The sequence below is a fragment of the Haloglomus salinum genome (genome assembly GCF_024298825.1).
GTDB classification, from domain to species: Archaea; Halobacteriota; Halobacteria; order Halobacteriales; family Haloarculaceae; genus Haloglomus; species Haloglomus salinum.
This window is the reverse complement of sequence record NZ_CP101153.1, coordinates 1,412,030-1,424,904: the sequence shown is the minus strand read 5'-3', so window position 1 is coordinate 1,424,904 and position 12,875 is coordinate 1,412,030. Positions and strand designations below refer to the sequence as shown.

Sequence of the window (12,875 nt, the reverse complement as noted above, 5' to 3'; positions counted from 1 at the left end):
CCGCATGAGCGACCGCGACCCGGAGGCCAAGCGGGCCGGCGGCGACCACAGCCGCGGCCGCGTGCAGCCCCCCAGCGAGGGCGCCCGCGAGAGCTGGACCATCCCGATAGAGAAACTCGCGGTGATGAACCGGCTCGGCGAGGTCGGCGCCGACGGCGTCGAGGAGCGCGTCGACAAGCTCGGCATCGACGAGGTCGTCTCCGAGCAGGTCAAGAGCGGCTACGTCACCCCCGACGACGCGCATACGCAGTTCGGCGACGAGGACCGCGTCGGCGTCCGGGTGCGGCTCCCGGGCGCGCCCGGCGGCTACGTCCTCGTGCTGTTCGACCCCGCGAGCGCCAACCGCGCCGCCGCGGTCATGCTGGAGGATTCCGACGAGGCGGTCGAGACGGCCGGCGAGGAGATGGCCTGGAGCACCATCCAGGAGCTCGGCTCCATCATGTCCAGCGGCTTCGTCGACAGCTGGGCCAACATGTTCGACGAGCGTATCGACATCGCCACGCCCGATACGGTGTCCAACACCGAGGCCGAGATCTTGCGGGCCACCGTCGCCGCCGGCGACGACCTCGGTATCTACATCGCCAGTCAGCTCCACATCCCGGCGTACGACATCGACGCCTCCGTCTACGTCCTGCCGGACAACCGGACGTTCCTGAAGATCCTCGGCCAGCTCGAGGTGGGCTCCATCCAGCGATGACGGCCGACCACCCGGACTGGTTCGGTGCCGGCGACGCGGCCCCCGCCGAGCGCGCTGCGGCGGACCCCGCGGCCGACTACGACGACGCCGACTGGTTCGACGATGTCGAGCACCGCGACCCCACGCCCGAGAAGGAGCCGTGGAGCAGCAGTCCGCCCGCAGCCTCGCAGCGTGACGCGACTGCCGGTGCCGGTGCGAGCGCCGCGAGCAGTGCCTCGGACGGCACCGGCGCGGACGCCAGCACGTCGTCCGCCACCACACCGTCGACCGCGGGGGCGAACGGGAGCGACGCGGCGGCGGACAGTGCCCCCGCGTCGGGCCGCAATGCTGGCGGGCAGTCGGGTGGCACCCGTGGCGGCCGACGGCGGAGCCAGCAAGACGACTCCCCGGGCGGCTTCATCGCGTGGCTGAAGCGGCTGCTCGGGCTGGACTGACAGCTCGCCCTCCGCTCGACTATTCCGTCGCTGTCCCCTCGTTCTCGTCTTCGACCCCTTCCTCGTCCGCTCCCAGCGCCGTCACCGTCACCGCTTCCGGGAGCGTCGCCAGTACCGCGTCGGGCCACTCCCAGTGGGCGAGCGTGAACTCGACATCGGGGTTCGCCTCGGCGAGCGCGGTCACGCCCCGGGCGGCCGCTGCCTGCGCCGCGCGGTCGGTCCGCTCGGGGACCTCCGCGGTGAGGGGGTACGTCTCCGAGAGGGCTCGCGGGAACGGGCCGAACGGCGGGACGACGCGCCAGGTCTCGTCGTAGGAGTCGTTCGTTCCGCCCTCCGAGAGGAGGACCTCGTCACCCTCGACGGGGACCGCCGTCAGGCGGTCGTGGTGGCGACGGACCTCCGGCCGGCGGGCGCTCTCGGTCGAGAGGTGGAAGAAGGTCTCCTTGCTGGCGTCGTCCGTTCGCTCCAGCTCGTCGGCGTGGTCCAGCAGCGCCCGATACCCGTCCAGCACGGTCGGGTGCGAGCGTGCCCGGGCCTCCACCAGTTCCAGCAGGTCGCCGGCGCGGATGGCCTGCCGGACCCGGCGCATCTCGGCGAACGAGACGTGCAGGTTGTGCTCGGCGAGTCGGCGCTCGCGCTCGATGTCGTCCAGCGCCTGCAGCCCCTCGGCACCGTGTTCGGTGCAGACCGGGCACGAACAGGGGAGGTACTCTAGGTCCGCGAGGTGCTCCGTGCTGCGGACGGTGAGGTAGCGGTCGTCGCGCGCGTACAGCGCGTACGCGGCCGAGTCGAACAGGTCACAGCCCGCGGCGGCCGCGAGCGCGAACATCATCGGGTGGCCCGCACCGAACAGGTGGACCGGCGCGGCCGGCCCCAGTCCTCGCTTCGCCGCGAGCGACACCTCGACGGCCTCGGCGTAGCGGTAGTCGTTGAGGAGGGGGACCACAGCACCGACCGGGAACACGTCGGCGCCGGTCGCGCGGGCGTCGGCGCCCGCCCGCTCGCGGAGGTCCGTGTAGGTGGAGCCCTGGACGGGCGCGTTCAGCAGCATCTCGCCGAGGTCCAGTCCCGAGGCGAGTTCCAGACGCTCCTGGGTCGTCGCGAGTTCGCGCTCGGCGCGCTCACGGGCCGCATCCGGCGGCGTCGGGATGTCCACCGGCGTTCCGATGTCCGAGCCGATGTCGTACTGGAACTGCAGTATCTCCTCGGTATCGATGTCGACCTCCTCGTCGCCGTACACCGAGAGCTGGAACGACCCGGAGTCGGTGACGATGGCGCCGGAGAAGTCGTACAGGGAGTGGAGCCCCTCGTCGAGGGCCTGCTCGCGGTAGTCCTCGCTCCCGTAGAGGATGTAGCCGTTCGTGATGAGCACCTGCGCGCCGAGTTCCTCCATCCGGGCCGGCGAGACCGTCCGCAGATGGGGATTCACGACGGGCATCAGCGCCGGCGTCTCGACGGTGACGCCCGCGCGGGGCACGTCGAGACTCCCGAGCCGGCCCGCGCCGTCCCAGCGGCGGACCTCGAAGACGTCGGTCATTGGTCCGTCTGCGGGGTGGCTGGCGGTAAGGGTTGTGTGTCGGACGGAGCGAGGTCGAGGTCTCCTCGCTCCCGAGCGCCGCCGCTGTCCGGACTCCCTCCGAAGAACGGGGACGTGTCCGGCTGCGGTGGGCTCTCGCACACGCGGCCGGCTCCACCCCATTCCACCAGGAACCGACGGGCGAGTGTCCAGTTCTCCGTCGCTCCCTGCGTGGCGTGTGTTGTGTCCTCACGATATTGGAGATTTCGTCGGTTCGAATCCCCGACCCAGATGACGTTGCCGGTACGTCCCCGACACACTCGGTTGCGCACCGATACCTCGGCCACAGTCGTGGCGCGTTCGCGTGGAACGGTCTCCCACGCTCCGTCACCACATACTCGATATAAAGGCCCAGTCATATCCGCCTGAATCGACAAAACCGCAAGATGGCGCGGGGATGAACGGTCGGTGAAACGGTCTTTAGCCCGTGCGTAACGGTCTGCAAGAGTCGTGATATCGGAGAGAGTCTGCGACGCGTGATTTTTTCTGCCATCGTAGCATGAATCTTCCATAGGTAACGAAACGGACCCGATTTCGCGATGAAATGGTTCGCAACAGCCGTGAACGGCCCTGAACCGGCCGAACCGAGATTCTTCTTTATTACCCCTGGCCCGATGGACTCGGATGCACACAATGAGTGTCCAGACAGACTCCGACTACGACGCCAGCGAGCAGGAGGCGGCCGACACAGACGCCCACACGTGTACGAGTATCGAGAAGGACGACGCGTTCCACATCCTGCAGAACTCCCGGCGGCGTGCCGTGCTCCGCTACCTGCTCGACCACGAGGAGGAGGAGCGGTTCGTGATGCGGGACCTGGCCGAGGAGGTCGCGGCGTGGGAGCACGACACGACGGTCCAGCAGCTCGTCTCGGACGAGCGCCAGCGGGTCTACATCGCGCTCTACCAGTCCCATCTCCCCAAGCTCGACGACCACGACGTCATCGAGTACAACCAGTCCCGCGGCGTCGTCGAACCGACCGGTCTCATCGAGGTGTTCGAGCCGTACCTCGAGGAGAGCCTCCACGCCGACACCGACCTCGCCGTCGACGGCACCGACACCCACGAGGAGTCCGACGAACGCTCCGAGGGCCGCTTCACCGACACCGTCTCGTCGCTGTTCAAGCGGTGACTCCCCGGCGGACTGACTGACGCGCACTCGTTCCGGACTGGAACGCGGTATATCTCTGCTATATTTATTCTAACTCAGTTGAAAGCCGGATAATATTTTAGCACTCGAAGATATTATCAGTATGCCTAGTAAGTGAACGGACTCACTCCTCCGCTGCGTCGGCTTCGTGCTCCAGTGCCCGGAGCGCGTCGAGGATGACCTGCTTCGTGACTGCGCCCCGCGTCGTTCGGTGGGACAGGTGCTGAGAACCGTGCGTCAGGGGAGAGTGATAACGATTCAACTGCTGTGGCCGTCCTGCCACACCACCCAGAGCAGCGAGCCGACGACGAACACCGCGAGGAATCCCAGGAGCTCCGTGCCGATCGTGACGTATGGAACGAACCCTCCGCCCGGAATCCCGTTGTTGTTCCCGAACCGGAGCAGCGTCACGCCGTAGGTGAGTGGGACGAAGAATAGCCCGAGGACGACCCATCGTAACCACTGCCGCAGTTTGCTCGGTTCTACCTCCCTCGGATGCAGACGGTGGGATGTGGTTCCTCCAGACTCACGGCGGAGATTGGCGACGACGAACCCGTATACCGTCCCTGCAGCCTCGTGACCCGTCGCGTACTCGTCCTGCAGTTCCTGCCACGCCGTCTCGTCCCTGACCTCGACTGCGACGGTCAGCACCAGCGCGTACTCCCCGTCGAACCGGTCCAGCCGCGTCCGGAGCCGCCCCTGTCCGCCTTCGGAGACGACCGGTTCGACGAGGATACCGACACGGTCGCCCACGACCACGTCAGGCGCCGAACCGCTCCGGTGTGACGCCACGACGTGCTGGTCCACCCCAGGTCCGCAGTTCAGTTTCCCGTCGAGGTACTCGCGGATGCTCGTCCGGTAGTCGTTGAGCCCGGATTCGTCGCCCTCCGGCGACCAGCCCTGCAGCTGCTTTCGAACAGCCGCAGCCACCCCTGGGTCGTCCGTCGACACGGCTCTCCGGTCGGTGTTCTTCCTGATAAACCTCCGGGCGCCGACAGAGTTAGTAACACCCGAACACGATTGTACAACACGAGATGTCGAGTAATACCTCAGAACCGACGGTCGTCAACGTCTCCGGGAAGGGGCAGGCGACCATCCCGAAGCCGCTCCGGGAGAAGTTCGGCATCGAGGCGCCGGGCGAGGTGTTCATCTACGAGGACGAGGGGCGCATCGTCGTCGAGCCCGTGCCGACGCTCTCGGACCTGCACGGCATCCACGCCGGTGACCACGACCCAGGTGAGGTCCTCGCGGAAGCGCGGGACCTGCGGGCAGCCGACCGCGAGCGCGAGGAGCGCGAGGCTGACGAACTGGTCGACCGGCACGGTGACGGGGACTGATGGTGGACTACGTCCTCGACACGGAGCCGCTGGTCGCCTTCCTCTACGACGAACCCGGGCACGAGGCCGTCGCCGAGGTGCTCGAACGGGTCGCATCGGGTGCGGCCGACGGCCTGCTCGCGGAGGTCAACGCCTCGGAACTGCTCTACCTCGTCGCGCGCATCGAGGGCGTCGACGGGACAGCGACCGACGCGTCGCTCCGCACCGCGGACCGGGACGTTCGCGCGCTGACCCGCCACGGACTGGAGCTGGCGCGTGCGGACTGGGCCCTCGCGGGTCGCGTGAAGGCCCACGGGGGAATCGCACTCGGCGACGCACACGCCGTCGCGCTGGCTCACGAGCACGATGCGACCCTGCTGGCCGGCGCCGACGGGGAGTTCGACGAGTTGCCGGTCGAGGTAACCGTGGAGCGGTTCCGGGACCACGGCGTGTGATTCGACTGATAACTCGGGAATATCTCGATAATGTGCTCGAAAATCGGATAATGAGGCTGTTAATGCTCTAGGGACGGGGGCGACTACTCCGATTCCACGTCCGCCTCATCCTCCGGCTCCAGTGCCCGGAACCCGTCGAGGATGACCTGCTTCGTGATGGCGCCCCGAGTCGTCCAGTGGTGGGCGTAATCGAGCATGTCGTCGTAGATGTCCGGTTTACACCCGGCGGCCTTCGGGTGGCCGCCGCCGTTGACCTGCGCGGCGACCTCGTGGCAGCGCTCGAACCGGTCGGTGCCGCGGATGCTGGCCGAGCCGGAGGGCTTGACCACGACGGAGGCGTCGGCGCCCTGCTCGCGGAACGCCTCGGCGACCTCGTTCTGCGAGCAGCGGCCGTACGTCACCCCGACGGTCCAGCCGTTCACGTCGACGATCTGCCCGCGCTCGACGGCCTGCTCGATGAGCGCCTCCTTCTCGACGCGGCGCTCGGCGATGTAGTCCTCGACGTCCTCGGGGAGGTCGGCGCCGTGCTCGCGGACGACCTCGACGTACTCCTCGGGTTCGACCCAGTAGGCGTAGTCGGCGAGGTCGTCGCTGCGGGGGTCCTCGCGGAGCCAGAGGTCGTGGTCACGGGTCACCTCCGCGAGGTCGGTGAACCGCTCGGGGAAGTCGTAGTCGAGCGCCTCCAGCGCCACGTCCGCGGTACACACCTCGTCCGAGGGGCCGACCACGAGGTCGACGCCCGCCTCCCGGACCAGCGCCGCGAGGTCGTCGTGCCACTGGTGGTGGTCGAACCACCGGACCTCGTGGCCGTCGGCCACGTCGCCGAGCGGTTCGATGTCGCGTTCGTCGTCCGGGCAGAGGTCACAGACCACGACCCGGGCGTCTGTCTCGGCGAACTCCGCGACGTACTCCAGCGAGTCGGCGATTTCGTGCGGCCCCGTGGGCACGAGTGCGGCCGACCCGAACGCCTCGCGGCACAGCGCCACGCAGGCCAGGCCGTCGGCGTCCGGGTCCGCGATGACCACCGTCGAGGCGCCGGCGATGGCCTCGCGGGCCTCGGCCTCCTCGCGGGCCTCGTCCACGGAGTCGGGCACGAAGAAGCCCTCACCCGGCAGCACCGACTTCCGCGAGAGCGAGAGTCGGTCGTCGTCGATGAGATAATCGTCCATGCCTGTCAGAGCGCCCCGAGCGGTATCAAACGGCCGGTTGCGGTCGCGGAGGGCAGGGTCGCTGTCGGCCGCGGGACGCCGTCGGCCGTCGTCGAGCGGTTCGCGCCGAACGGGCCCGTCACCGGCAGGTGGTGTCCGGCGTCGCCGCCAGAGGCTTCAGGGCGGCCCGGCCCGTGCGGCCCGTATGGAGCATCGCGTCGCCGACGAGCGCGAACCGATCGACCTCGACGGGCACCAGCTCCAGCTGCTGGCCCCGGGCGAGCGGACGAGCGGCTGGCGGCTCCGCCTCGAACCGGGGACGGTCCGGCCGGAGCGCGAGAACCACTACGAGCGGTGCGGCTACGTGGTCCGGGGGGAACTGACCGTCACCGTCGACGGCGCGTCACACGTCGTCGAGCCCGGAGATGCGGTCGTCATCCCCCGTGGCGAACCGCACGCTCTCGCCAACCACGGCGACGAGCCGACCGTCGTCGTCGAGCGGTTCGCGCCGCCGCACTACTTCAACTCGCCGGACGCGGACCACCCGCCCGTCTCCCGTCTCTCTCGGGAGGCCGACGCCGGGGACGGCTGAGGAGGCCTTCGGGTGCGAGCCTCGCCGCCCGGACCCCTCGCTACCCGGACGCCCGACGATTTACGACCTAGCGGGCCGTCCCTCGCGTATGGAACACGTGGCCGAGGGGGAGCGCGAGACGGTCGAGGCCGTCCCGGGGGTTCACCTGACCCAGCTGGCGGCGGGGGAGGAGCTGAGCATCCAGCGGTTCCACATCGACCCCGGCGCCGAGGTCCCGGAACACGACCACCATCACGAGCAGACCGGCTACGTCGTCTCCGGGACGCTGACGTTCCTCGTCGACGGGGAGGAGTACGATGTCGGTCCGGGTGACTCGTTCACCATCCCGGGCGGGGAGCCCCACGCCGCCGAGAACCGCGGCGAGGAACCGGTCGTCGGCATCGACACGTTCGCGCCGCCGCGGCCCAACCCGGACTGGGCCCCGCCCCCGGACGACAAGTGACGACGCGCGTTCGTCCGGTCGCCGCCCCGCTCGCGCTGGCCGCGATGCTGGTGCTGGCGGGGTGTAACATCGGCACCGGTGGCGGCCCCGACGAGACGCCGACGCTGACACCGGCACCGATTCCCGACGGCGAGCGGGCGGCGGCCGCCGACACCAGCGGTCCGGGCGGTCCGCGACTCGTGGACGGGCGCCGGCTCGCCCCCGGACTCCGGACGGGTGGCGTGGCGGACCCGTTCGCGCTCGCGAGCGCCCACCACGACCGGCTCTCCGGCCGCTCGTTCACGCGGGCCGACAGCCGGACCGTCGTCGACGGGAACGGGACGCTCCGTGCGACCCGGACCGATATCGCCGTCGCCCGCGGCGGCACACCGTTCCTGCTGACCCGGAGTTCCGTCTCCGCGCCCCGCTACGATGTCGACGCGCCATACAGCGACACGATGCTCTACCACGACGGAGACGCGGCGTTCTACCGGCTCGTCGCGGCGGACAACGTCACCTACGGTGCCGACGCGGGGGCCGCTCCCGCGGAGGTCGAAGCCGACCGGACTGGCCGCGACGCGGTGCTGGGGCTGCTCACAACGTTCCGCTGGGAGGTGACGCGGCTGAACATCGGCGACGAGCGCCGCTACCGGCTCGAATCGACCGCGGTCGTCGCACCGGACGCGCTCGACGACGCCTACCTGCTCACGGCCCCCCGCGACGCCGAGGTCCGGATGCTCGTCGGCCCGGACGGCCGGGTCTACCGCTACCGGCTCGAATACGAGACCACCTACGACGGGCGCCGGGCCGGCGTGACGGAGACGGCCCGCTGGTCGGACGTCGGGACGACGACGGTCGACCCACCGGGGTGGCTCGACCGCGCGAGAAACGAGACCGCCGTGGAGGGCCGCGATACCGGCCGGGGAGAGGCTCCGGCGGAAGCGCTGGGCGGCTGCGCCGGCCGCCACCACGTGGGATGCGGGGGGCCGTCAGTTCCCGAACAGTGACGACCAGGTGTTCCAGTTCAGGTTGGGGAACGCCGAGTCGAACTGTGAACGACTCGGGTCGACATCGCCGTCGCCGTCGCTGTCGGCGAACATCCCCGACCCCGCGCCGGACTGGGCCATCCGGTTGGTGCTGCCGTTCCCGGCGTTGCCGCTGTTGCTGTTTCGGCCGGTACCGTTGTCGTTGTTCCCGTCGCTGTTGCCGTTCCCGGGCTGGTTCAGCTGCTCCTCGGGCGTGTAGACGTAGAGGCAGTCGTTCTTGTAGGAGCGGCCGAACTGGTCGGCGTCCTCACAGCAGAGGACGCGGCCGTCCTCCATCACGTAGACGTTGTCGACGTTGATGAGCGCGTCGTCGGCCACGTCGGCGGTGTCCGTGCCGTCGGGGCCGACGATGACCGGCTCCAGGGCCGAGATGTTGTAGTCGGACTCCAGTTCGCCCCGATAGACGACGCCACCGTCGACGCGGTGCATCCGGAGGTCGCCCGTGTCGTCGGCCATGTCGTCGTTGAACTCGGAGATACCGAAGTAGACGTAGTCGCCGGGCGTGGCGCCGGGGACGCTGTCGACGCCCTCGGCCTTGTTGAACTCGATGGTGGCGCCGATCTCCTTCGCGGCGGCGCGGGTCTCGAGGAACGGGACCCGGCGGAGCTCCTCGTCCACGCCGTCCGGACCGTTCGCCTCGTACTGCTCGGCCCAGTCCAGAATCTCCTGGTCGGTGACGAGGTCCTGGTTCCCGTTCTCGACGACCTCGCGGTCGGCCGCCTCGAGGACCTCGGCCGTGACCTCGTCGCCCTGCTCCCAGTCGCTGTGGGTCGCGAGGTAGTCCCGCTGGGTGAGGTCGTCGTAGTCGGCGATCCAGGAGTCGACCTCGCCGTTCGAGGCGTGGCCGAGTTCGACCCACTCGACATCGAGGGTGACGTCGGCCGGGCTGTTCTTCTCGGCCGCCGCGTCGGTCGTCACCTTCGGGGCGTACAGCGTGCCCGCCACGTCCATCGGGTCCGAGTAGCTCGGGATGGGGCGGTCGGCGACGAACTTGTAGATGCCCTTGCTGTCGCCGTCCGAGCACTGGTAGACGGTCTTGCGGTCCTGCTGGAAGTCGGGGGCCTCCCACGACGCCCGGCCCATCGCGTAGTGCTTGACCGGCGTCGGCTCCTCGGCTGTCGGGTTCTGGAACTCCAGCTGGTAGCCGTAGCGATACGGGTTGGGGTAGCCCTCGCCGATGGGTTCGAGCGTGTTCTCTTCGCCGTTCTGGTCGACCGGGTCGGCACCGAGGTAGTACGCGAGCAGTTCGACACCCGTGAGCGCCCACGTCGCCTGAACGTACCAGGAGCCGTCGCCGTAGTACTCGTCGATAGCGCTCTGGGCCTCGCTGGGATTCGGCCGGTTCCAGAACTCGTGGCCGCCCCGGAGTCCCTTCCCGGTCCCCGCCTCGTCGATGTCGCTCACGGTCGCCTTCGTCGCGACCCGCGGGTGGGCGTAGTTCTCCTCGGAGGAGACCATCGTATCCCACGGGGTGAGGTCGCCGTAGCAGTTGATGCGGGTGCCGCCGACCTCGCGCATCGCCTCGGTGTTGGCGAGGTTCAGCGCGTTCTCGAGGTCGGCCTCCCAGGACTCGCCGTCCTTGCTGACCGGGATGCGCGTGACGTTGCCGGGGCTGGCCTCGAAGTTCGTGAAGAGGTAGCCCTCGGTGCCAGCGCCGTTCGTGGCGATGAATTCGTTGCAGTCCGGGGTGTAGCCGGCCTCGCTGTACCGCGAGCCGGCGAACTCAGTGATGGGCGTGCCGTCGGGCGTCTCCGGGACGCCGAGTTCCTCGCCGTTGCCGAAGGTGTCCCCCTGGCTCGCCAGCAGGACGTACTCGCCGGTGCTCACACGGACCTTCCCCTGCTCCTCGTTGGTCTGGGGCGTCGACAGCTCGTCGAACTCGCTACTGTCGCCGTCGAACTCGAAGTTGAACCCCTCGACGTAGCCGATGCCCGCTTTGTCGAACGGCGCGGGGTTGTCCGTGCTGGGGTGCTGGAGGCTGTACAGCAGCGAACCGTCGTCGAAGACGAACGGGCCCGTCACCTCCGCGCCGAGCGCCGTCGAGGAGAACCGCTTCAACTCGCCTTTCACGCTGGGCGCGCCAGGGGTGTCGGACTCCTCCTCGTCTGCAGTCGCGACGCCGCTCACGCTCGCGCCGACCGCCGCCGCGACGGAGGTGGCCATCAGGTTCCGCCGAGTGAACTCGGGCATACGGACGGATGCCCTCCTGTCGGCATAATGAACGCTTGTAATAGCCGTCCGACCCCGTACAGGGACGGCCCGATTCATCTGTGTGCTCGGGTCGGATATATAGACCGGGCAGCGATATCCGGTGTACCAAATCGAGAGACGGAAAGGCGATACAAGCCGATGGGTCCTACAGATTCGCCGCAGGTCTATACCTGGTCGCTGACCGACTACCGACGCCTCCCTCGCCGATTATGTCAGTGTATTGTTATCATTCTGTCCGGGGGTCGGCGTGGCTCGCCGTCACGCCACGCCGTGCTCGACGGCCCCCTCGCGGACCTCCTCGGCGCGGGCGCGGACCGTCTCGAGGTACCGCTCTATCTGTCCCGGTTCCTTGCCGAAGAAGGAGGCGACCCACGCGGTGTCGGCGTAGCGCTGGGTCCGGAAGTAGGCGGCCAGCGTGTCGCGCCCGGCCTGGATGATTTCGGGTGGCACCCCGCGCTCGCCCGTGCCGGCCTCCTGGAACCCGTTCACGTCGAAGTAGACGTCGGCGTACAGTTCTGCGTCGGCGGCACTGTCGAACTCGACACCCCGGTGCTGTGGGGCCTCGAACCGGTAGCGGGGGGCGTCGGCGCCGTCGTCGGCGACCGTGACGATACGCACGTCGAGGATGTACTCGCGGTGGACCGATTCGCCGTCTCGGGGTACGGACTCGGGTCGTGACATGGTGTCGGAGACCGCCGACGGGCGGTCGCTCGACTCTGACCACTGCCGGCCGTGGGTAGTTCGTTGCTAGTTTCCCTATATACCCGTCCGGACGGGACCGAATCTCCACAGCCCGCATCTCTCGATATATCTGCCGAGCTGTCGCTATTGCCTATGTACAACTGAATCTAATAACAAATTACTCGGGTTTTCTGAATATGCACTATCGAACAGGGGGCCGGGCCTATTCCCCGCTGTCCGCCTCGGCAACCCACTTCTCTGAGTAGGTCGTCCCGCAGTCGCACGCCACGTACGCGTGGATGACGTCGCCCTCGGCGTACCGGCCGCCGACCTCCTCGTTCTGTGCCTCGGCGAAGGCGAAGATGAAGCGGGCACCGTGGTCGTCGCCCTCGCCCTCGGGACAGTCGCCGCCGGTGGCGTCGCGGTGGACGTGGCCCTCGGTGTCCATCGCGCTCCCGGCGAAGGACATCGGGTCGAGACCGGTCGCGGACTCGAAGGCCTGCCGGCCCTCGGCGCCCGGCAGGACGAGCACGACCCCATCGTCGGTGCGCTCGCCGAGGTCGGCCAGCTGCTCGGGGTCCGCGATGCCGTCCTCGCGGAGGTAGATGAGGATGTCGTCGGGGCGGTCGCCCGCGAGGAAGGTCCGGCGAGCCTCGCCGGCTTCGTCGTCGGCGTCACCGCTCGCCGTGCCGTCGGGGTCGTCGCTCACGGTTCCTCCAGGTCGCGGGCGATGGCCGCGAGCCCGTCGTCCGGCCGGTCGGGTACCTCGTACACCGCGGCCTCGTCCGGCGCCCGGACGCCGTAGAAGAACCCTGCCTCGACGACATCGACGAGAACCGAGCGCCCGAACTCGAGGTCGCGCTCGGCGACCCACTCGGGGAGCCGGTCCTCGCCGTCGTCGGTCCTGGCCTGCCGTGCGTTGTCGTAGACGGCGCGGAGTTCGAGCCCCTCGTCCATCCCGCGGTGGACGCGGGCGTGGCGGGTGGTCCCGTCGAGGGCGACCCGGACGACCTCGCCGACGGGGAAGGCGTCGGTGTCACTGTCGGGGAGGTCGATGCGGGGGCGGTCCGTGCGGCCGACGCGTTCCAGCGTGGCGCGCACCGTCCGGACGGAAGCGTTGTCGTGTGCGATGCGGTCCATCAGACGAGT

At 69.0% G+C, this 12,875-nt stretch carries 15 protein-coding genes; 8 read left to right on the top strand and 7 right to left on the bottom strand.

Translation table 11 applies throughout. From position 1 onward, the window contains the following. The first annotated feature begins 4 nt into the window (after positions 1-4). Positions 5-697, top strand: a complete 693-nt coding sequence (locus NL115_RS06950; protein ID WP_254832458.1) for a chemotaxis protein CheC — start codon at positions 5-7, stop codon at positions 695-697. Further along, entirely contained in the window at positions 694-1,131 is a 438-nt protein-coding gene (locus NL115_RS06945; protein WP_254832457.1) for a hypothetical protein, read from the top strand. The genes NL115_RS06950 and NL115_RS06945 overlap by 4 nt, the downstream gene beginning before the upstream one ends. Before the next feature lie 19 nt (positions 1,132-1,150). On the opposite strand, the gene tgtA is transcribed toward NL115_RS06945, so the two are convergent. Next, positions 1,151-2,668 carry a tRNA guanosine(15) transglycosylase TgtA gene (gene tgtA / locus NL115_RS06940; protein WP_254832456.1) on the bottom strand — a complete coding sequence of 506 codons (1,518 nt, stop codon included), beginning with the start codon at positions 2,666-2,668 and terminating at the stop codon, positions 1,151-1,153. Positions 2,669-3,340: 672 nt separating this feature from the next. Between tgtA and NL115_RS06935 the strand changes: the two genes are divergently transcribed. Next, positions 3,341-3,838, top strand: a complete 498-nt coding sequence (locus NL115_RS06935; RefSeq protein ID WP_254832455.1) for a DUF7344 domain-containing protein — start codon at positions 3,341-3,343, stop codon at positions 3,836-3,838. Between the two features lie 276 nt (positions 3,839-4,114). Here the strand turns inward: NL115_RS06935 and NL115_RS06930 are convergent, their stop codons facing one another. After that, positions 4,115-4,807: a hypothetical protein gene (locus NL115_RS06930; RefSeq protein WP_254824045.1), complete on the bottom strand. Its 693-nt coding sequence runs from the start codon at positions 4,805-4,807 to the stop codon at positions 4,115-4,117. An 83-nt stretch (positions 4,808-4,890) separates the two neighbouring features. On the opposite strand from NL115_RS06930, the gene NL115_RS06925 reads away from it, so the two are divergent. Both NL115_RS06925 and NL115_RS06920 read left to right on the top strand, forming a co-directional pair. Beyond that, the gene (locus NL115_RS06925; protein ID WP_254824044.1) at positions 4,891-5,193 is read left to right on the top strand and encodes an AbrB/MazE/SpoVT family DNA-binding domain-containing protein; all 303 of its coding nucleotides are present in this window, start codon (positions 4,891-4,893) and stop codon (positions 5,191-5,193) included. Beyond that, on the top strand, positions 5,193-5,627 hold the full coding sequence (locus NL115_RS06920) for a PIN domain-containing protein (protein ID WP_254832454.1): 435 nt from the start codon (positions 5,193-5,195) through the stop codon (positions 5,625-5,627). Before NL115_RS06925 ends, NL115_RS06920 begins: the two co-directional genes overlap by 1 nt. Before the next feature lie 83 nt (positions 5,628-5,710). Here the strand turns inward: NL115_RS06920 and NL115_RS06915 are convergent, their stop codons facing one another. After that, the gene (locus NL115_RS06915) at positions 5,711-6,796 is read right to left on the bottom strand and encodes a DHH family phosphoesterase (protein ID WP_254832453.1); all 1,086 of its coding nucleotides are present in this window, start codon (positions 6,794-6,796) and stop codon (positions 5,711-5,713) included. A 184-nt stretch (positions 6,797-6,980) separates the two neighbouring features. Here NL115_RS06915 and NL115_RS06910 point away from each other — a divergent pair, with 184 nt between their 5' ends. The 3 genes from NL115_RS06910 (at position 6,981) to NL115_RS06900 (ending at position 8,795) form a co-directional block, all read left to right on the top strand. Continuing rightward, positions 6,981-7,367, top strand: a complete 387-nt coding sequence (locus NL115_RS06910; protein WP_254832452.1) for a cupin domain-containing protein — start codon at positions 6,981-6,983, stop codon at positions 7,365-7,367. An 88-nt stretch (positions 7,368-7,455) separates the two neighbouring features. Then, positions 7,456-7,809: a cupin domain-containing protein gene (locus NL115_RS06905; RefSeq protein WP_254832451.1), complete on the top strand. Its 354-nt coding sequence runs from the start codon at positions 7,456-7,458 to the stop codon at positions 7,807-7,809. After that, on the top strand, positions 7,806-8,795 hold the full coding sequence (locus NL115_RS06900; RefSeq protein ID WP_254832450.1) for a hypothetical protein: 990 nt from the start codon (positions 7,806-7,808) through the stop codon (positions 8,793-8,795). The genes NL115_RS06905 and NL115_RS06900 overlap by 4 nt, the downstream gene beginning before the upstream one ends. Here NL115_RS06900 and NL115_RS06895 read toward each other — a convergent pair. From NL115_RS06895 to NL115_RS06880, 4 genes are all read right to left on the bottom strand, one after another. Further along, on the bottom strand, positions 8,778-11,024 hold the full coding sequence (locus NL115_RS06895; RefSeq protein ID WP_254832449.1) for an alkaline phosphatase PhoX: 2,247 nt from the start codon (positions 11,022-11,024) through the stop codon (positions 8,778-8,780). The two genes, NL115_RS06900 and NL115_RS06895, sit on opposite strands and share 18 nt — an antisense overlap. Positions 11,025-11,303: 279 nt before the next feature. After that, positions 11,304-11,726 carry a hypothetical protein gene (locus NL115_RS06890; protein WP_254832448.1) on the bottom strand — a complete coding sequence of 141 codons (423 nt, stop codon included), beginning with the start codon at positions 11,724-11,726 and terminating at the stop codon, positions 11,304-11,306. A gap of 223 nt (positions 11,727-11,949) precedes the next feature. Then, positions 11,950-12,435 carry a DUF5807 family protein gene (locus tag NL115_RS06885; RefSeq protein ID WP_254832447.1) on the bottom strand — a complete coding sequence of 162 codons (486 nt, stop codon included), beginning with the start codon at positions 12,433-12,435 and terminating at the stop codon, positions 11,950-11,952. Then, on the bottom strand, positions 12,432-12,866 hold the full coding sequence (locus tag NL115_RS06880; protein WP_254832446.1) for a DUF7112 family protein: 435 nt from the start codon (positions 12,864-12,866) through the stop codon (positions 12,432-12,434). Before NL115_RS06880 ends, NL115_RS06885 begins: the two co-directional genes overlap by 4 nt. Positions 12,867-12,875 lie beyond the last annotated feature (9 nt).

Excerpts from the sequence above, each read along its gene's own strand:
- NL115_RS06950 (WP_254832458.1), top strand. The coding sequence starts at position 5 with ATGAGCGACCGCGACCCGGAGGCCAAGCGGGCCGGCGGCGACCACAGC.
- NL115_RS06945 (WP_254832457.1), top strand. The coding sequence starts at position 694 with ATGACGGCCGACCACCCGGACTGGTTCGGTGCCGGCGACGCGGCCCCC.
- tgtA (WP_254832456.1), bottom strand. The coding sequence starts at position 2,668 with ATGACCGACGTCTTCGAGGTCCGCCGCTGGGACGGCGCGGGCCGGCTC.
- NL115_RS06935 (WP_254832455.1), top strand. The coding sequence starts at position 3,341 with ATGAGTGTCCAGACAGACTCCGACTACGACGCCAGCGAGCAGGAGGCG.
- NL115_RS06925 (WP_254824044.1), top strand. The coding sequence starts at position 4,891 with ATGTCGAGTAATACCTCAGAACCGACGGTCGTCAACGTCTCCGGGAAG.
- NL115_RS06920 (WP_254832454.1), top strand. The coding sequence starts at position 5,193 with ATGGTGGACTACGTCCTCGACACGGAGCCGCTGGTCGCCTTCCTCTAC.
- NL115_RS06915 (WP_254832453.1), bottom strand. The coding sequence starts at position 6,796 with ATGGACGATTATCTCATCGACGACGACCGACTCTCGCTCTCGCGGAAG.
- NL115_RS06910 (WP_254832452.1), top strand. The coding sequence starts at position 6,981 with ATGGAGCATCGCGTCGCCGACGAGCGCGAACCGATCGACCTCGACGGG.
- NL115_RS06905 (WP_254832451.1), top strand. The coding sequence starts at position 7,456 with ATGGAACACGTGGCCGAGGGGGAGCGCGAGACGGTCGAGGCCGTCCCG.
- NL115_RS06895 (WP_254832449.1), bottom strand. The coding sequence starts at position 11,024 with ATGCCCGAGTTCACTCGGCGGAACCTGATGGCCACCTCCGTCGCGGCG.
- NL115_RS06890 (WP_254832448.1), bottom strand. The coding sequence starts at position 11,726 with ATGTCACGACCCGAGTCCGTACCCCGAGACGGCGAATCGGTCCACCGC.
- NL115_RS06880 (WP_254832446.1), bottom strand. The coding sequence starts at position 12,866 with ATGGACCGCATCGCACACGACAACGCTTCCGTCCGGACGGTGCGCGCC.